The sequence below is a fragment of the Candidatus Bathyarchaeota archaeon genome (assembly GCA_026014465.1).
Classification (GTDB): domain Archaea; phylum Thermoproteota; class Bathyarchaeia; order Bathyarchaeales; family Bathycorpusculaceae; genus JADGNF01.
Window position 1 is genome coordinate 99,494 of sequence record JAOZID010000010.1, and the last position, 17,786, is coordinate 117,279.

The window sequence follows — 17,786 nt, forward strand, 5'->3', positions numbered from 1 at the left end:
TTTAGGGCATCAGCTTGGCGATGTTTTTGTGTCGGGGTGCACAGAAGTAGTTTGCCACGGGCGTACATTTGGTGCGAAACATCAAAAGGTGCGGTTTGGTGAGTTGGTACTCGGTTAGGGTTTCTGCGTAGCCCATGCCTTTGGCGAAGACCAGTTTGGCGTCCTCGTACACTTTGAGGAACTCGGGGGAAACCAGTTTAATCTGCAACCCAATAGCGTCCGTGCCTGTGGTCATGACTTTGTCGGCGAGTTTGTCCATACCCGTGAACTCCACATCGTCCATGGTGGTGTCATTAAGCGTAGGCGCACCTTTGACCACGTATGTGACTTTTACACCCATGTTCTTTAGCTGCTCCACCAGCAGTCCGTCAAAGACGATTTCGCCTGCATTATCCGACAAAAGCAAAACCTCCCCAGCCTGCACGGCTAACTCGTAGGCTTGGTCAATGTCGTCGATGTAGAGGTCTTTGGCAGCGGTTTTGATGGTTTTGCGCAGGTCTTTGAGCGTGAAGGCGTGTCCAGGTATGTCAAATTCCATGATGTTGCCGACTATAGAGATTAGGCAGGCACGTTTGAAGCGGTCTTGCTGGGAGTAACCTTCGTCTATGAAGAGCTGCGCATGAGGAACGAGCTCCATGGCTTTTTTGTTGCTGAGTTTTTTGATTTGCTTGTAAGGGTCACTGTTCAAGGTGAGCTTTTGAATAAGGCGTTCTCGTTTAGTGCCTATGTCCGCAGAAACCGACGTAGGTTTGAATTCTTTGTTTAACAGTTTGATAATCTCACAAATCGTTCGAAAACGCAGCGCAGGGTTAGTTGTTGCCATATACGCTTCTGAAACGCCCCGAGAAAGCAAGCAACCCGCACATTCCGCTTCAACCTTCAAAGCTTGACCCTCCACGGACGGTTACTTTTTGGAGAACTCCGATAATTCCATGAGGACTGTGTAGGGGTTTTTGGCTTTGACTATGCCGCTTGCAACTAAGACGCCTTGGCTTCCCAGTTTTAGGGCAACTTGAACGTCCTCGCCTTGGCTGATGCCTGCGCCGCACAGTATGATTGCTTTGTCGTTGACTCTGCGTACACGTTTGATGGTGTTGCTGACGGCCTCGGGTTGGGCTTTGGAGACGGCAACGCCTGTGCCGATGAGTTCAGGGGGTTCAATGCTTATGATGTCAGGGCACAAATAAGCTGCAGAGGCGCTTGTGGTTGGGTTATTCGTGCACAGGCAGGATATGAGGTGTTTTTCGTTGGCGAGCTGTATGGTAGCGTCGATGTCGGCGAGTTTCATTTGCCTTTCTGAGTGGTTTATGAGCGTGCCTACTGCTCCTGCTTCCTTGATGGCTTCGGCAAGAACCTGACCCGTGTGGCTGCCAGGACAAATAGGGTCGATATGTTGAGAGTAAACGGGAATTTCCACGGCGTCTGCTACGGCTTTGATGTCCGTGAACTGGGGCGCTACGCAAATGTAGCTGCCTGTTTCCTTACTTACTCTCTCAGCCTGCTTAGCAAGCTCAACTGCTCTTTTCCCTGTGGCTTCCAAATACGTCTTGAAATTAACTATGATAATAGGTGTTTGAAGCTTGGGCTTCACGTGCTGTTCACCGTCTATCGTGTTGGAATGAACTCTAATAATGGTTTGCCCTCACACAACCCCGTTAATCCCGCTATCACGTGTTTGGCAAAGGTTTTGTGTTAGATTTCGATTATTTTTGCTTCGCGTTTCTCGGTATCCAACAGTGCGAGAGTTTGTTTGCCTGTTAGGTAACCGCAGAGCTCTCCAGGGTTTATGATGAGGGTTTTGCCTTGGGTTGCGTTAACTGTTTTGTGATGGTGCCCATAGATTATGGCGTCGAAGTTTGTGTGGCTAATCAGGGCGTTGAGAAGTTCATTTTCGTCTCCGTGAAGCATAGCGATGGTGAAGTCTTTTGGGGTGGTGATTTGTGCGAAGCGTCCGTGGAGTTGGCAGTTTGGGGTTTCGTCGAAGCGGGTTTTGAGGAGTTGGTGGTCGCCGTCGTTGTTGCCAAGGACGCCTATGAGTTTGCAGTTTAGCTGTTTGAATTTGGGTATGACAAAAGGTGAGACGTAGTCGCCTGCGTGGAGTACGAGGTCGGTTTTTTGGGTGTTGAGGTAGTTTATGGCTTTTTCCACGGCTGAGAGGTTGTCGTGGGTGTCTGATATGATTCCAATAAGCATGATGTTCACTTTGTGTTTTTTGTTTTTGACGCAATAAAGGCTTTATGCCTGTTAGTATATAGCCCCTTCAAGGCTTTACATATTCTGTATTTGGAATATTTAGGTTACCTGACATAGGTAACTGCTCGAAACACGCTTTAAAACCGTAACTCTCCTTTGGCATGTTACAGAAGAAACCTCTATAGGATGTGAATAGAACATGACCTCTTGGCTTACAGATATTTCATCTAAACGCCGTGATAAACTGCTCATTATAAGTGAAATTTTAGAAATCTCAAAGGATGGTTCCTTAAAAACGCAGATTATGTACCGAGCTAACCTGAGCTTTGCGCAGCTAGTGGATTACTTAAGGTTCCTAGAAAAGAACAGGTTGATGAAAAAGGTCAACAACGCCGATAAAGACACCTACTACACAACTGAGAAAGGCATGGATTTCCTTCAGCGTCACCACGAAATCATGGAGTTGCTTAGCGAAGCCACCGATGCCCGCTGCGACATTCAATCCCCACCCGAAAGACTCCTCAGACGCCCCTAACCCCAACATTTTTGTTACCCCTTTTCTTACAAGAATTGCTTGCAAAACTGTTTTAAGCCATTGCTGTGTTTGCATGAGATGGGAATTTGCATGGCGCCTAAAGCTGTACTGTTTGACATGTTCGACACGCTCATGATGATTGAGAAAGACCACGCGTTTTACAGCCCCGCTGTGAAGCGTATGCACAGTTTTATCGTCCAAAACGGCATAGACGTTTCGTTTGCAGCTTTCCGAGACGCCTACATCAAAGCCCGCGACGCCCTCTACGACGCCGCAGACGCCACCATGGAAGAACCCCACTTCAACATGCGCGTCAAAAACGCCCTCCAACTCTTAGGCTACAGCGCAGACGAAAACAGCCCCCTAATCACAGGAGCAACAAACGCTTTTTGCCTAGAATTCATGAACTACGTGCGCATCGACGAAAACGCCGCCGCCGTCCTGCAGCAGTTGCACGGAAAATACCGCTTAGGCCTTGTTTCCAACTTTGCCATACCCGAATGCGTCACCGACCTGCTTGCACAGCACAACCTTGACAAACTCTTCGAAGTCATCATCGTCTCAGGCGCAGTCAACCGACGTAAACCCAACCCCGACATCTACCACTACGCCCTCAAAAAAATGCAGCTAACCCCCCAAGAAACCGTCTTCGTCGGAGACACCGTAGACGCCGACATCAAAGGACCCAAAGAAATCGGCATGAAAACCATCTACATCAACCGCCGACCCCAAAAAGACCTCGAAGCAACCTGCCCCGACCAAATCATAACAACCCTAACCCAGTTGCCCGAAGCCATACAAAAATGCTAACCAACAAACCTCCGGCAAGCTTTTCTGACCTACCCCCTCCCCCTTTCTGCATAGAATTAATGTTTGGATGCTAATAGGTTGGTGTCTGTGGGTTTGGGGTTATTTTTTGTATGTTTTTAGTTGGTTTAGGGTTTTGCGGGCGTTTGTTTTGGGGGTGGTTCCTGTTTGGGTGGCGTTTGTGAGTTTGTTTTGTTTGAGTATGTTGGTGAGTATGTGGGCTTGTTGTTGGAGGGCTTCTTTTCCGTGGGTGTCTAGTTCGGTGGTGAGGGTGTAGAAGTGCCCGTTTTTGAGGTTGAACAAAATCAAAGGTCTGCCAGTATAACGGTAAACTATGCAGTTGTCTTGTGTGGTTAGTTGGACGTTTTCGGTTTTGACTTTGGATTTGGCAAGAGCCGTTTTTAGCTGGGTAACTGAGAGGTTGTTTGGGAAAAACCGTCCTGTCCTGTCAGGCTGCCACTGCCGCGTCAAAGTTATTTTGTTGCCTGATTTGTCTTTGCATCCGCGGCGGGTTTCCACGGGAAAAACCCTGACCTGCCTGTTTGATTGCTCGTCCATGTTGCTTTGCCTCATCCTTGCGCAGACCTGATTTGCAGTTACTTCTTTTTGGTGGGCGGGAAATAAGCGCTTTGGTTTTTGTTGGGTTAGCTGATTTTTTTGTAGGCTAACGTAAGCAGGAAGAATAAGACGAGGAGGAAGACGATGAGTCCTGCGGTGGCGATGTCAAAGACGGCGGAGAGCATGATTCCTACGACTGTGCTTAGGATGCTAAAGCCTACGGCGGAGAACAAGGTTTTCCTAAAAGACAGGTTCAGCTTCAGTGCGCAAAGCCCCGGTATTACCAGAAGCGCCACGACCAATATGGTTCCTATGACTTTGATGGATAAGACGATGGTTAGGGCAACTAGCAAGTCAAAGCCGATGGATAGGGGTTTGGTGGGTATGCCCATGATGCGGGAGTCGTCTTCGTCAAAGACCATGGCGAGGAGTTCGCGTCGGAAGATGCCTATGAACAGCAGAACCGATAGTCCCAGGGTGGAGACGAGGATGAGGTCGGTTTGGTCTATGGTTAAGATGGAGCCAAAGAGGTAACTGAATAATTCAACGTTAAAGCCGCCTGCTATGCTGATTACAATTAGCCCTGTGGAAAAACCCAGTGCGAGCATGACGGCTATGGCTGAGTCTGAAGCGGCAACGCCTTTGCGGCGCATGTAGGAGATGCCAAAAACCGCCAGCACCGAAACCCCCAATGCCGTCAACAACGGATTAACCCCCAAAAAAAGCCCCAACGCTATGCCCCCAAACGCGGTGTGAGAGAGCCCATCGCCTATCATGGCTTCTTTCTTTAGGACCAAAAACAGGCCTACCAGTGCGCAGGCTACTGCGGCTATGACTCCGCCTATGAGCGCGTTTTGGAAGAACTGGTAACTGAAGAGGTCGATGAGGTTAACTGCGGTCATTTCCAAAGACTCCTTTGCATTCGTGCTGGTGGAAGACAAAATGGAAGTGTTCGCCGTAGGCGCGTTTAAGAAGCCTGTTTGCGTCAAGCTCTTCGGTTATCTGGGCGACCTCTACGCACCTGTTAACGCAAAGTACTTTGGACATGCGACAGAACACCGACGTCAAATCATGCGTGACAATTAGGATGGTGGTTTGCTTTTCAGTGTTTAGGTCGCTGAGTTTTTTGTAGAAACGCTCCTGCGCCGTAGAATCCACACCCACAATGGGTTCATCCAAAAAAATCAGTTCAGGATTACGCGCCAAAGCTTTCGCCACAAAAACCCGCTGCTTTTGACCCCCAGACAACTGCCCAATACGCCTATCTGCTACGTCGGTTAACCCCATGAACTCGATGCTTTCATCAACTGCCCGCCAATCTTCACGGTTAAACCTGCGCCCAACATTGCCCTTACGCAAACACCCCAACGAAACTAACTCACGTACCGTTAAAGGAAACTGGCTGTCAAAACTGGTTGCCTTCTGAGAAATATACGCGATTTTCTCCCATCTCGAAAACTTGGCGGTGTCTACTCCAAACAGTTTTATGGTGCCTTTTATGTGGGGTAAAAAGTTGAGTATGGAGAGGATGAGGGTGGTTTTTCCTCCGCCGTTGGGTCCAACTATACCTGCGTAGTCGCCTTTGTTTATGGTAAAGTTTGCGTTTTCGATTACTTTTGTGCCGTCTCGGTTGATTTGGAGGTCTTTTACTTCAAGAACTGGAGATGGTTGGGGCATAATCTGTTTTTCCGTTCTTCAAAGTTGGAGTTCTGGGCTTATTTAAGTAACGGTTTATGGCGTCTGCAAACCTGTTTTTAGGCTAGCTAAGTTCTGTTGCATCTGCGATAGGTAGTCGTAGTTATCGGTTGGTCCTAGCATCAAGTACAGTTCGAGGATGGCGACTTCGTGTCCTGTTTGGGATTGGGCTTCTGATTTGAGCGTTTGGGCGTATTCGTCGGAGTAAACGGGGTCAACGTAGACCACATAAACTTCATGTTCCGACATCATCTCTACCAGATTCGCGATGGTGGATGCACTTGGCTGCTCATCTGCCGACAACCCGATGACGCCGTGCTGTTCAAACCCGTAACGGTGAGCCAAATACCCAAAAGCGGCATGCGACACAAAAACGTCCCCTTTAGCAGCGCCCGAAAGCCCAGAAAGGTACTCTTGGTCTAACTGCTCAAAACGGCTCTGTAGACTCTGCCACCTATCCGTATAGTAAGCCTCGTTTTCTGGGTCAACCTCCAATAGCGCATCGTAGATTTTCTGCGCCTGCAACTTTGCCATGTACGGACTCAACCAAGTGTGCGGGTCATAACTCCCATGCTCCTGGTTTTCAGCTTCATTTTCATGCTCATGGTCTTCGCCTGAGAGAAGCATCAACCCCGCAGTGGTCTCCACAATAACATGGGATTTGTCACCAGACAACGCGGGAAGCACGTCATCTTCTAACCACTGGTCTGCGCCTGCGCCGTTGTAAACGATTATGTCGGCGTCGTCTGCGGCTACTATGTGTGAGGCGGAGGGTTCCCACGAGTGGATTTCGGTATTGTTGGGAACTATTTGGGTTACTTGTACGTGTTCGCCTCCGATTTCTTGGCTGTAAAACGCGAGAGGGTAGAAGGTTGCGACTATGCTGGTTTTGTCGGGTTGGGTGGGGTTCATTGTGAAGAAAGCGGCTGCGGCTATGACGGCTATGATAAGTATGGTTGTGATTGTGAGGAATGTTTTTTGCTTGGAGTTCATGCATGTTTCCTACAAGCAGCAGTTATTAAATATTGTGAATATGTTAATAATTATGGCGTGGTTTTGCAGTGATTCTTAATAAAATTTATTAGCGCCGCCCCCCGTTCCTAGTCGAGGCGAAAAACGTGGCAATCATTAGCCTGTCAATACCTGACGCACTTCTGGAACAAGTCGACCAAACAATCAAAGAACGCGGATTCGCAAGCCGCTCCGAAATCGCACGCCAAGCCCTACGCCTATACCTCAACGAAGACCTCAAAATCGAAGACGCCCAAGGCGAAACCGTAGCCACCATAACGCTCATTTACCGCGAAAACGCCGACCGCAGACGCTTGCTAGAAACCCAGCATGTACACAGCGGACTGGTTTCAACATTTTTGCACGCACACATTCACAAGGGCTTTTGCTTGGAAGTACTAATTCTCAAAGGACAAGCAGCCGTCATTAGAAAATTCGTGGACACCCTGCGGCTAAACGAGCAGATAGCCCAAATCAAAATCGCCCTGATAAACCAAAGATAACCCTGCGCACCCAAACAGACAGTTAGACGCTTTTTTACAGCAAAAATGGTGGTGTGCCCTGTAATGGGCGAAGTTATAGGAAGCTGGTTGCTATGAATAGGGCGTACATGCCCAGCAGCATGGCTCCTTCTCTCCAAGTTAGTCTTTCGCTGGATAGGAAGTACCATAGGAACAGGTTTGTGATTAGCGAGAACAGGGCTAGTTGGGAGAATGCGGATATGTCCAAGTCTAACGGTGATGCGATGAGGGTGGCTCCTAGGATTAGGGTGATGTTGATGAAGCAGCTTCCGACGATGTTGCCCATGGCTAGGTCTATGTGTCCTTTGCGTGTTGCGGAGATGCTGGTTGCGAGTTCGGGTGCGCTGGTGCCAAAAGCAACTATGGTTGCGCCTATGACTACACCGGGGATGCCTACGGATGTGGCGACGTAGGTTGCTGAGCCGACTAGGAAGTACGAGGCAATTACGACGCATATTGAGGCGGCGAGTGCAATTAGGAGGTAACGTTTGAGTGAAGATCTTTCGGGGATTTCTTCCTCTGTAACTGGGCACTCTTCGGTGACTTCGGGGTCACATTGTTTTTTGCTGCCTTTGGAGAGTTGGTACATGTTTAGCACGAAAACTCCCAGAAGCAAAACACCCATAAGACTGCTGGCGTAGCCAAAATACAGCAAAGCCAAAGGCACCAGTGAAGCAACAAACAAGCCAAAATACAGGTCATGTATCTTTTCTTTTATAGCCTGTGGATAAGTTCCTTCGTGACGGGGCATCTTGAAGGTGAGTATCAAAAAGCAAATTCCCAGAATCAGGGCGATGTTTGCGATGTTAGAACCCAAAACGTTGCCGATGGCTACACCTACGCTGCCTTGACCTGCTGCTGCAAATATGACCACGAACAACTCAGGCAACGACGTTGAGAAGCCCACAAGAACAAACCCGACGGTGCTCTTGGCAAGACCCGTTATGTCGGCAACTTTGATGGAGCTGTTAATAGCGTAGTCGCTTGCCTTAGCTAGAACAACTAGGGAAATGACTAACAGGAACACGTTTCCCCAAAGTCCTAACTGCTCCTCAAACAATTAACAAACACCGCTTTGCACAATTGAAAGGGCGCTTTTAAAACGTTACTGTACGAAGTTGACCATTTTCAAGATTTTTTGAATGCACATGTAAACTAATCCATAGAAAACAGGCGACAAAACCTCAAAACCTGCTTTGAATAATGACAAAAGCAAAAAGACAAACTGCAAACGTCAACTTGAACAAGAAAAAAAAGAAAAGAAACGATTTGATTCTCAAATAAAGCCGCGTTATTTGGCGAGGTAGATGGTTTGGGTTGGGAAAGCCATTTCTATGCCTTCTTTTTCGAATGCTTCTTTGATGCCAAAGTTGATGGCTTGCTGGATGTCCATGTACTTGGTGTAGTCGGAAACTGTGACGTAGTAGACAACTTCAATTTTCAGGCTAAAATCGGCGAATTCGTAGAAGTGCACGCGGTCTATTTCGGCGTATTCTTGGGCATCCACGATGTCAGAGATGATTTTGGGGATTTTCTTGAGTTTTTCTAGTGAGGTATCGTAGGTGACGCCGATTTTGAAGTTTATGCGCCGCTTCTGGAGTTTCTTAAAGTTTCGAACCGCAGTTGAGGTTAGCTCCTTGTTGGACAGGACCAATTCTTCGCCTTGTAGGAGTATGACGCGGGTGGATTTGATGCCTATGCTTTTGACGGTGCCTGAGTGTTCGCCGATGACTATGAAGTCTCCGATTTCGAAGGGGCGGTCAAAGTATATCGAAAACGCGCTGAACACGTCACTTAATGTGCTTTCCAGTGCCAACGCGATGGCGATGCCTCCAACACCTAACCCGACGACAACGCCTGAAAGGTCTTGGTGGAAAACGTACGTTAGGATTACGAGTAAGGCGGCAACGTAAATGACCAACTGTAGAACTTTGCGCAGTATGAAGAGCAGGTGATTGTTTACGCGGTTTTTGGCGGCGTTTCTTTCTGCAACCCAGTCTATGAGGATGTTGGTGACGCGGGTTACGGCAAAAGAAGTTAGAAGGACGCCTGCGGTTTCGAAGATTTGGGGCAGATAGTACTGTTCAGAGTACGGCTGGATGAAGCTTAGGGCGGTTAAGGCGTAAAACGCGCCAGCTAATATGATTAACATGACAACGATTGAACGTATGCTGTGCAGTATTTCATCGTCCAAGGTTGTTTTGGTCTTTTTTGCCCATGCTGAGAAGTACCTGCTAAAGATGAAGTATGCAACCCAGCCAACCAACGCTATAATCGCGAACAGCAAAACAGCGGCTATGCCTTCGCTAACCAACTGGTTAAGATGAAACGTATTCTGCAGGAACTCAGCAATATCAACCATTGCAATCTAACTCAGACTTCATTTAACCACGGTTGACCTTAATTTATTTTTTGTGCAAACTAAACCCTAACCTCAATGCTGCAAAACAAGCAGAACCCGCAAAGAAAAACAGCCTCACAAAACCAGCGGCACAGTAAAACAAGAAGATGGCGAAAATAAAGAAATGGGGTTTACCCGAATTTGTAGTGTTTTCTGATTTTGTCTTTTATTTCCCAAGTGCATTTGAGCCCTACGGGAAACACGACGTAGTCGCCTGCGCCAAACTCCACAGCGGAGCCATCGGGACATTTGACCACGGCTTTGCCATCAAGAATCAGGCAGGTTTCTTGGTCGCCGTACTCCCAGGGGAAAGTGGATTCTTCTTTTTCCCAAGTTGGCCACGATTCAGCTTCCTGTGCTTCTTCCTTGGAGGGTTTCTTCACATTTGGCTTCATAACAATCACAGGATAGAAAAACCAAGAAACACCTTATAACGGTTTCTAACCGCCAACAGCGGCTTATTCTTCTTCGTCTTCAACGCGCTCCATGGGTATGCCACAGCAAACCAGCTTGCCCGCACCACCAGCAACAACCTTCACGGCAACGCCACAATTCCTGCAAACATAAAGTTCTCCAACATTCGCCATACACTCACCTCCATAGCCAGCGCAACACAAAGTGGTAGTTGCTGTATCTTTCGTGCTGCAATTTACAAAGGTTGCCTTCCGTTTTGCAGGGTTTCTTCGATTACCTTGCGGGTCTGCAGGATTTCTTGGTCGGTGCAGTTGCTGTTTAACTCCATGGTCAAAGGTCCCGCGTAGCCGTAGCTTTGGAGTTTGCTTAGGAATTCTTGGAGGGCAGGGGTTTTGTGGGTGAAGGGGGCATGTTTGGGGTTGCTTATGTGTATGTTTCGCAGGCGGCTGTGGTATTTCTCTAAAAGTTCCATAGTGGTTCCTGTAACTTGGGAGTGGCAAAAATCCAAAGTAACCCCTGCGGTCTCATCGCCTAAGATGCTAAAGATTTCTTCAAGCTCCAAAACGTCCTTGCCGTAACCGTTAGAAGAAAACGACAGGTTCTCCAACGCCAACTTGACCTTCAAATCCTTCGCATGCGCGACGATTTCGGGAAAAATCTTCTTCATCAACTGCTGCCGTTTCTTAGCAGGCAACTTGCGCGACGCATTCGAATGGATCACAAGAACAGAAGCGCCAAACGTATGCGCAAAATCAACCGAGACCAACCCGTAGATGATGGCTCTTTGAATTTCCGACTCGTCCTGCACGGGCAAAGTAGCAGAATGCAACGTCAAACAGCGAACTTGGTGCGTTCGGAGTAGCTCTTTGACTTTGTAGACGGCGTCATCGTCATCTTCTTGAATGGATTTCATGTTAAACTCGATGTTATCAAAACCCAGTTTTTTGATAGCGGGTATGTTTTCTTCTATGGGCATGCTGTAGTAGATGCCGTTGGACAAACTAAGCTTCAATGCATCTTCACCTTACTTGGGCGTGTAAAAGTAGCGGCGGTTGGGTATTAGTTAGTTTCTTTGCTGTGCTTATATGATATGTTCGTTTGCGGGTATATGTCGAGTTTGGAAATATATAAATAAAACAAAGTTCTTAGTATGGCAAGAGTTAAGATACAATATGCGTTGTTTGAGTGTTCAGACAGCAAGCAGGTTGTAGGTGAAGAAAATGGATGTTAAAACTCGGGGAGAATTTGTGAATGGTTTTGAAGTTCGGCTAGGTGATTCTTCAGCTGATGGAGGAAAGGCATTTAACGAGTTGTTTTTGTCGGCGGTTGATTGTTCTTTGTCGGCTTTGGGTTGTGCAGGCAAGGAGGTCCTGTATTCCCAGTTGGACCAAAAGTTTGGTTTGCCTAAGCAGAGTCTGCCCCAGAACGTCAAGGTGCTTTCGCATGCGTTGGATGCGATTTTTGGGCAGGGCTCAGTTCTGTTGCAGATGAAAATCATGCAAGAACTGTACAAGAAAGCGCCTGATTTTCGGTATCACCCCAAACAAGAATTGTCGTTTGTAGGGTACATTGAAGAATTCAAGCGTTTTTACACGCAGTAACCCCTTTTTAGGGTTTGGTGTATTTGTGTTGTACGGCAGGGTTTTGGCCCTGTTTGCTTGGGTGTTTGGGGTTTTTGATATGTTGCGGTTTGGGTGTTATGCTGTTTTGAGGCTTATTTTTGTATGCTTGAGGTATGCGCCTAGCTTTATTAGGCGGTTTCTTGACTATAAAGACATAACATAGGTTCAGATGTAGACATATTGTATATGTGTACAACACTTTAACATGTGGAGAGAAACAAAATGCCCCCAAAGTACCAAAAAGAGATTCAAACCAAACTTACCAAAGGATTGCTGGACATGATCATACTTCAATTCCTGGATCAAGAGCCCATGCACGGTTATCAGATTATAACACGTATTCGTAAGAATTTTGGAGTTTATTTTGGTCCCAGCACGGTTTATCCCTTGTTAGCTACGCTGGAGAAGAAGGGCTATGTCAAAAGCGAGTGGAACACCACCACAGAGCGTCCCCGTAAAACTTACGAGCTAACCCATGAAGGACAGACAGTTTTGAACTTTACCGAAGGCTCCCTGAATCTGATATGCAAGAACATGGCTGCTGAAAACAAGACCGAAATTCCCGCACACCGTTAAAAAGCAAAACCAGCTTTCAGGCGCCAAAGTTTTCATAAGCTAACCCCAAAGGGTTTTGGCTTTTGCTTTATGGCCTGACACATTCAGCTTTGGGTCTATATGGGCGTTTGGTTGTCCGTTTGCGTTTGTGATAGGCGCATTCCTCAACTCTTGTAAGCAACCAATCACTTTCATGGTAAACGCAGCCACAAGGCAACTTTACCGTCCGAAACGCATCTGAACCAGTTCGGGGTTTAACCATAAACCTTACCCACTACTTCTCACAAACAAGCTAAGTTACCCTTGTAAGGCTCACGTTAAAATAAAGATTTTACGGTGAAAAAGAAAGAGGGGACGTCTTTTTAGGCGTTCATGTTTGCTGCGGCGGTTGTTATGTCGCAGATGCCGATTTTGTAGTCAAAGTTGTAGTCCATGCTTTGGTCGTAGTTGCCCCATCCGGGCATAGCTCCGTAGGCGTGTGCCATGGTTGCTAGTTCTGTGGGGGTTACTGCTGTTGAGGTGTCGTCGCCAAGTTTAAAGGGGTTGAACAGTCGGTTGGTGATGTGGTGCATGCGGACGGTGCCTGATAGCTGGTCTATTCCGGTGATGTTTAGGGTGAAGGTGTTTCCGTTTTCTGCTACTGCGAGTTCTCCGTAAACGTTTGTTGCCAAAGCGTCAGCGTGCTGGTTGCGGTCAAAGCTCACAATGTTGCCGTCTGCATCAGTGATGACAGTGAAGGCAGTGGTCATCTCGAACACGTTCCACTCGCCAGTTAGCAATGATGCATAGCCGTCAGTGTCAAGGGATACTTCTCCCGCATTTACTAGGCGTGCAGAATAGAACGTGTAAGTAAAGTTCTCTGCGGTTCTCAGAGCATCAATGGGTCGAGAGTCGCTGGTTGTCCAAACCGCTGTAGCAGTTGATCCCTGACGCGCATTAGTCGTATCAACTACAACTGTGCGGGACTGAGCCGTTACAGAACCCGTCACCTCAGTGGTGCCCCATTCAGTTATTACGCCCGTTAGGCGCACCGCGTTTTGATGGGCTCCTCCATGCAGCATGTTGCCATTGTGATTGCCGTTATTCCAATTCATGAAAGGCGCAGCTTGTGCTGTAGCCAGAAAACCCGCGGAACCGACTGCAAGAACCGCCACCAAAACGACTGCAATAATTTTTTTCATTTTTTGTTACTCCTTATTTTTTTCTTCACCAGAACACATACTCTTCCGAAAATAAAAGGCTTTCTGAGCTTCTTTTCGTTAAATAACTGTTTTAAAGGTTTATTTTTGTTCAGTATTGTTCATTTGGGTTCATTAACTGTTTTGGAGGTTGATTTGAGGTTTTTGCTTGGTTTTGCGCTGGCTGAAGCGATAGCGGCTCGGTTGTTAATTTTAAATATCCTGTTGTTGAAGTTTTATTAAGGTTTAAGATGCGGCGTCAGGGTTTAGTTGTTGCAGGTGCGGTGTGCATGCTGTTGCTTTTTGCTGTGTCAGTTTGCCCAGTGAACGCGCAGGAATTTGTTAAGTACAACGTCGAAGTCAGAACCGATGGCTCTGCAGCCTGGATTATAACGCAAGCAACCGACACCCAAAGCCCCACAGACACCTGGCTTAGTTTTCAAGAAAAAATCTTGACCCTAGTTGAAACAGCCTCCACTCAAACCCAACGAGAAATGAGTGTAGACCTGAATTCACTTGAGATGAAAACAACAAACTTCGCGGACACCCAATCAAAAATCACCGAGTACCAGTTCACCTGGAAAAACTTTAGCATCATAGAAGATACGCAAATCATCTTCGGCGACGTCTTTGGGGTCAGCAACTTTTTTGGCAGCCTGTACGGCGATGGCTCTTTGGAAATTATTTATCCCCAAACGTTTGAGGTGCAGTCGGTTTCGCCCATGCCCAACGGCGGCAATGACGCGCAGGTTTTGGAGTGGCTGGGTACAAACTTTTTTGTCAACGCAAACCCAAGCATCACCTTAGTGGAAAACACTGATTTAGCCACGGGAACAAGCCAGGCTGATTCTGGTCTTTGGTTGCTTATCATTTTGGTGGTTGCTGTGGTCTGCGTGGCAATTGCATTTCTCTACCTGCGTAGACGCGGCAAAAAACCTGCAGCCAAAACCCAAGAGATGGTTAGGTTGCCTGTTGTGGAGAGCGAAGAAGATAAAATAGTGAAAGCCCTTTTAGATAGTGGGGGCAGCAGTTCGCAGTCCGCCATTACACGGCAATGCATGTTTTCGAAAGCTAAAACAAGTCAGTTGTTGACTGCTCTAGAAAAAGATGGTGTAGTGACAAGGTATAAGAAGGGACGGGATAAGATAGTTGTTCTTACAGAAAAAGGCAAGGGAAACAGGCATGATGCATAGATTATTTGGTAGGCGTCAGGTTTTTGTGGCAGCGGTTTTGTTTAGCTTGTTTTTGGCTGCTATGGCTCAAACTGTTAACGCCCAAGCTGATTCAGAGCCAACCGTCGCAGTAGTTCCAAGCCAAAACACGGCGCAAATAGGCGAATCTCTAACCGTTAACATAACTCTTACTAACGTGGAAAACCTCTACGGGTTGGATATAGCGTTTTCGTGGAACAGCTCTGTTTTACAGTTAATAGACAGCCAAGCATTATTGGGCGTAGAAACCTACCCCGAAGGCGTTTTGCATGAACCCGTACTAATTATAGTTGAAGATGTCTCGCAGGAAACAGGGCAGTACCAGCTTGTTGCAATCTCACAAGCCACCGCGCAACCGTTTAGCGGCAGCGGAACCATAGCCACCTTCACGTTCAACGTCACAAGCACAGGACACACCACCCTGACCGTGCAAAGCACACTCGCAGATTACCCCGAACCCGACCAAGTATCCGAACCCATAGCCCACGCCCGCATCAACGCAACCATAAACGCAGTCATCCCCGAATTCCCAAGCACCATTATACTAGCAGCCCTAATAGCCGCAGTCACAGCAACACTCCTACTCCACAAACAACACCAAACCAAAAAAGCCACACACACCTAAACACGCCCAACCAAACCACAAACCCGCTTCAACAGAAAAAAAGTAGACCCCCTCCCCCCTTTTCTGCATACAATTAAAATTTGGACCCAAATAGGTTGGTGTTGGGGGATGAAAAAGTTATAAACGGTTTTTGCCTCAGTTACGGTTTGATGTGTTATGTCTTTAGATGGTTATGTTGAGTATTCGCGGCGTGAATTCTGCAAAGATATTAGGTGTCCTGTGCAGGAGACTTTGAACACTTTGGAGGGTAATCCTGAAGCTTATGAGCTTATCAGGCAGACCTGCAGCACCGCTTGCCGCCACAGCACTTGGGAGTTTCATCACTGGCTAATCAAAAAAGGATATTTACTCGTACGTCCAAAGGACACAGCGGAGCAATAAATTATGTCTATGGATTGGGGAATGAAGAACCGTTTATCTCAGCTTATCCAAAAAGACGGCAAAGCCCTGTTTTTGCCTGTTGACCACGGATACTTCCAAGGACCAACCAGGTGCCTTGAAAAGCCAGGCGAGACCATTAAGCCGATTTGGCAGTACGCAGACGCGTTGATGATGACCCGCGGCGTACTTCGCAACTGCATAGACCCAGCAATTCCAAAACCTGTTATCATGAGGGTCTCAGGCGCCGTAACCGTAGTTGGGGAAGATTTGGCTAACGAGAGCAGAGTCACATCGATCCAGGAAATTTTGCGGCTAAACGCTTCTGCCGTGTCCATGTCCGTGTTCGTCGGCACACCGTACGAAAACAAAAGCCTAACCAACCTAGGCAAACTCGTCGACGAATGCGAAGACTACGGCGTACCCGTAATGGCAGTCACCGCAGTAGGCAAAGAACTCGAAAAACGAGAAGCCCGCTACCTCGCCCTGTGCTGCCGAGTCGCCGCCGAAATCGGTGCCCGCGTAGTCAAAACCTACTACTGCAAAGAGAAATTCGAAAAAGTCGTAGACGGCTGCCCCGTACCCGTTGTCATCGCAGGCGGACCAAAAGCCGAAACCCAACAAGAAGTCTTCGACTTCGTCTATGACGGCATGCAAAAAGGCGCAGTCGGCGTAAACCTGGGCAGAAACATCTGGCAAACCCCAAACCCCGTAGCGTCAATACGCGCGATTAGAGCCATCATACACGACAACTACACCCCCAAAGAAGCCAACGACCTTTACATGCAAATCCAAAACCAAACAACCTAACCCTTTTTTGGTGTTTTTCTTGCTTGTTGCCATGTACTACAACAACCACGACGTACGCATCGAACAAATGCCTGTTCCAACAATCGGCGACGACGAATTCTTGTTCAAGGTCATGGCGTCAGGCATCTGTGGAAGCGACGTAACCGAATGGTACCGTGTTCCTAAAGCGCCGCGGGTTTTGGGACACGAAGCTACGGGCGTTGTCGAAAAGGTTGGCAAGAACGTGACCCGCGTCAAGGTGGGTGAGCGCGTTTTTGTTTCCCATCACGTGCCCTGCAATGCATGCATAAACTGCCAACGGGGACACCACACCGCATGCGAGACCCTGCACACCACCAACTATTATCCCGGCGGGTTTGCCCAGTACGTGCGGGTGCCAAAAATCAACGTGGAACAGGGCGTTTACAAGCTTCCCGACAGTATGTCTTTTGAGGAGGGCACGTTTATTGAGCCTTTGGCGTGCGTGGTCCGAGGACAAAGACTTGCTAACCTGCAAAAAAACGACACGCTACTGATAATCGGCGCAGGCTTAGCAGGCATACTGCACACGCAACTGGCAAAAGCCAAAGGCCTAAGCAAAATCATCGTAGCCGACGTAAACCCCTACAGGCTACAGCTAGCCAAAAAATTCGGCGCCACCCACACCTTAGACGCCAAAACAAACCTCCCCGAGCAACTCAAAACAGTCAATGGCGACTGCTTAGCCGACCAAGTTATCGTCTGCACAGGAGCAACCCCCGCAGCATTAACCGCGTTGGAATGCGTAGGCAAAGGCGGGGTCATCTTGTTTTTTGCAGTTCCCGACCCCACAGTTAAGCTGCCCTTGCCCATTACGGATTTTTGGAGAAACGAAGTGACCCTGAAAACCAGTTACGGCGCAGCTCCGCAGGATTTGGAAGATTCCCTGCTGCTTTTGGAGCAAAAGAAGCTGAACGTGAACGATATGATCACGCATAAGCTGAGCCTTCAAGACGCCGCCAGAGGTTTTGAGTTAGTTGCTACTGCAGGCGAGTCGCTTAAGGTTATTCTTGAGCCTAACCCGCCATAAGCTGGTGGGTCTTGTTTGCTGGAAACTGCGTGAACAAATCCTTGGTGGCTTTGGTTTAACCTATGAATTCAATTCATAATTGACCTTTGTTTTAATCATATACCCGATACGACAATGTCGAGTATTGTTCTATCACTGTTTAAATACTGTTATATTTGATATTATATCTGCACATGTATGCTTTGGGAGAAGCAGAGATGTTGGAGGAGGCTAATGCTCTGTAT

Annotated in this window: 23 protein-coding genes; 10 read left to right on the forward strand and 13 right to left on the reverse strand. The window is 47.7% G+C overall.

Annotated features, from left to right (window positions below; translation table 11 throughout):
* Position 1 precedes the first annotated feature (1 nt).
* From NWF04_02605 to NWF04_02615, 3 genes are all read right to left on the reverse strand, one after another.
* The gene (locus NWF04_02605; protein MCW4005478.1) at positions 2–883 is read right to left on the reverse strand and encodes an ARMT1-like domain-containing protein; all 882 of its coding nucleotides are present in this window, start codon (positions 881–883) and stop codon (positions 2–4) included.
* A 21-nt stretch (positions 884–904) separates the two neighbouring features.
* Positions 905–1,591 (reverse strand): triose-phosphate isomerase, encoded by a 687-nt coding sequence (tpiA, locus tag NWF04_02610; protein MCW4005479.1) that lies wholly within the window; start codon positions 1,589–1,591, stop codon positions 905–907.
* A 101-nt stretch (positions 1,592–1,692) separates the two neighbouring features.
* On the reverse strand, positions 1,693–2,193 hold the full coding sequence (locus NWF04_02615) for a metallophosphoesterase (protein MCW4005480.1): 501 nt from the start codon (positions 2,191–2,193) through the stop codon (positions 1,693–1,695).
* A gap of 199 nt (positions 2,194–2,392) precedes the next feature.
* Between NWF04_02615 and NWF04_02620 the strand changes: the two genes are divergently transcribed.
* Both NWF04_02620 and NWF04_02625 read left to right on the forward strand, forming a co-directional pair.
* Positions 2,393–2,728: a winged helix-turn-helix domain-containing protein gene (locus NWF04_02620; GenBank protein MCW4005481.1), complete on the forward strand. Its 336-nt coding sequence runs from the start codon at positions 2,393–2,395 to the stop codon at positions 2,726–2,728.
* Between the two features lie 90 nt (positions 2,729–2,818).
* Positions 2,819–3,538: an HAD family hydrolase gene (locus NWF04_02625; protein MCW4005482.1), complete on the forward strand. Its 720-nt coding sequence runs from the start codon at positions 2,819–2,821 to the stop codon at positions 3,536–3,538.
* 99 nt (positions 3,539–3,637) lie between these two features.
* Here the strand turns inward: NWF04_02625 and NWF04_02630 are convergent, their stop codons facing one another.
* The 4 genes from NWF04_02630 to NWF04_02645 form a co-directional block, all read right to left on the reverse strand.
* Positions 3,638–4,093: a hypothetical protein gene (locus NWF04_02630; GenBank protein MCW4005483.1), complete on the reverse strand. Its 456-nt coding sequence runs from the start codon at positions 4,091–4,093 to the stop codon at positions 3,638–3,640.
* Positions 4,094–4,179: 86 nt separating this feature from the next.
* Positions 4,180–4,995, reverse strand: a complete 816-nt coding sequence (locus NWF04_02635; protein ID MCW4005484.1) for a metal ABC transporter permease — start codon at positions 4,993–4,995, stop codon at positions 4,180–4,182.
* Entirely contained in the window at positions 4,982–5,770 is a 789-nt protein-coding gene (locus NWF04_02640; protein MCW4005485.1) for a metal ABC transporter ATP-binding protein, read from the reverse strand. Before NWF04_02640 ends, NWF04_02635 begins: the two co-directional genes overlap by 14 nt.
* 54 nt (positions 5,771–5,824) lie before the next feature.
* Positions 5,825–6,781: a zinc ABC transporter substrate-binding protein gene (locus NWF04_02645; protein ID MCW4005486.1), complete on the reverse strand. Its 957-nt coding sequence runs from the start codon at positions 6,779–6,781 to the stop codon at positions 5,825–5,827.
* Positions 6,782–6,906: 125 nt separating this feature from the next.
* On the opposite strand from NWF04_02645, the gene nikR reads away from it, so the two are divergent.
* The gene (gene nikR / locus NWF04_02650; GenBank protein ID MCW4005487.1) at positions 6,907–7,302 is read left to right on the forward strand and encodes a nickel-responsive transcriptional regulator NikR; all 396 of its coding nucleotides are present in this window, start codon (positions 6,907–6,909) and stop codon (positions 7,300–7,302) included.
* A 73-nt stretch (positions 7,303–7,375) separates the two neighbouring features.
* Here nikR and NWF04_02655 read toward each other — a convergent pair whose 3' ends face one another.
* The 5 genes from NWF04_02655 to NWF04_02675 all read right to left on the reverse strand — a co-directional run bounded on the left by NWF04_02655 (position 7,376) and on the right by NWF04_02675 (position 11,147).
* On the reverse strand, positions 7,376–8,380 hold the full coding sequence (locus NWF04_02655) for a sodium:calcium antiporter (GenBank protein MCW4005488.1): 1,005 nt from the start codon (positions 8,378–8,380) through the stop codon (positions 7,376–7,378).
* A 231-nt stretch (positions 8,381–8,611) separates the two neighbouring features.
* Positions 8,612–9,682 carry a mechanosensitive ion channel family protein gene (locus NWF04_02660; GenBank protein MCW4005489.1) on the reverse strand — a complete coding sequence of 357 codons (1,071 nt, stop codon included), beginning with the start codon at positions 9,680–9,682 and terminating at the stop codon, positions 8,612–8,614.
* A 170-nt stretch (positions 9,683–9,852) separates the two neighbouring features.
* On the reverse strand, positions 9,853–10,116 hold the full coding sequence (locus NWF04_02665) for a cupin domain-containing protein (protein MCW4005490.1): 264 nt from the start codon (positions 10,114–10,116) through the stop codon (positions 9,853–9,855).
* A 63-nt stretch (positions 10,117–10,179) separates the two neighbouring features.
* Positions 10,180–10,308, reverse strand: coding sequence for a desulfoferrodoxin FeS4 iron-binding domain-containing protein (locus NWF04_02670; GenBank protein MCW4005491.1), 129 nt, complete (start codon positions 10,306–10,308; stop codon positions 10,180–10,182).
* A gap of 62 nt (positions 10,309–10,370) precedes the next feature.
* Positions 10,371–11,147, reverse strand: a complete 777-nt coding sequence (locus tag NWF04_02675) for a sugar phosphate isomerase/epimerase (protein MCW4005492.1) — start codon at positions 11,145–11,147, stop codon at positions 10,371–10,373.
* Between the two features lie 208 nt (positions 11,148–11,355).
* Here NWF04_02675 and NWF04_02680 point away from each other — a divergent pair, with 208 nt between their 5' ends.
* Together NWF04_02680 and NWF04_02685 are read left to right on the forward strand one after the other, a co-directional pair.
* Positions 11,356–11,736, forward strand: coding sequence for a hypothetical protein (locus NWF04_02680; GenBank protein ID MCW4005493.1), 381 nt, complete (start codon positions 11,356–11,358; stop codon positions 11,734–11,736).
* Between the two features lie 243 nt (positions 11,737–11,979).
* Positions 11,980–12,333, forward strand: a complete 354-nt coding sequence (locus tag NWF04_02685; GenBank protein ID MCW4005494.1) for a PadR family transcriptional regulator — start codon at positions 11,980–11,982, stop codon at positions 12,331–12,333.
* A gap of 341 nt (positions 12,334–12,674) precedes the next feature.
* Here NWF04_02685 and NWF04_02690 read toward each other — a convergent pair whose 3' ends face one another.
* Positions 12,675–13,493 carry a hypothetical protein gene (locus NWF04_02690; protein MCW4005495.1) on the reverse strand — a complete coding sequence of 273 codons (819 nt, stop codon included), beginning with the start codon at positions 13,491–13,493 and terminating at the stop codon, positions 12,675–12,677.
* A 287-nt stretch (positions 13,494–13,780) separates the two neighbouring features.
* Here NWF04_02690 and NWF04_02695 point away from each other — a divergent pair, with 287 nt between their 5' ends.
* The 5 genes from NWF04_02695 (at position 13,781) to NWF04_02715 (ending at position 17,562) form a co-directional block, all read left to right on the forward strand.
* Entirely contained in the window at positions 13,781–14,683 is a 903-nt protein-coding gene (locus NWF04_02695) for a winged helix DNA-binding protein (protein MCW4005496.1), read from the forward strand.
* A complete protein-coding gene (locus NWF04_02700) occupies positions 14,673–15,326 on the forward strand; it encodes a cohesin domain-containing protein (GenBank protein ID MCW4005497.1) in 654 nt (217 codons plus the stop codon). Before NWF04_02695 ends, NWF04_02700 begins: the two co-directional genes overlap by 11 nt.
* A 156-nt stretch (positions 15,327–15,482) precedes the next feature.
* The gene (locus NWF04_02705; protein ID MCW4005498.1) at positions 15,483–15,707 is read left to right on the forward strand and encodes a hypothetical protein; all 225 of its coding nucleotides are present in this window, start codon (positions 15,483–15,485) and stop codon (positions 15,705–15,707) included.
* A gap of 9 nt (positions 15,708–15,716) precedes the next feature.
* On the forward strand, positions 15,717–16,514 hold the full coding sequence (gene lsrF / locus NWF04_02710; GenBank protein ID MCW4005499.1) for a 3-hydroxy-5-phosphonooxypentane-2,4-dione thiolase: 798 nt from the start codon (positions 15,717–15,719) through the stop codon (positions 16,512–16,514).
* Between the two features lie 19 nt (positions 16,515–16,533).
* Positions 16,534–17,562, forward strand: coding sequence for an alcohol dehydrogenase catalytic domain-containing protein (locus tag NWF04_02715; protein ID MCW4005500.1), 1,029 nt, complete (start codon positions 16,534–16,536; stop codon positions 17,560–17,562).
* The last annotated feature ends 224 nt before the right edge of the window (positions 17,563–17,786 follow it).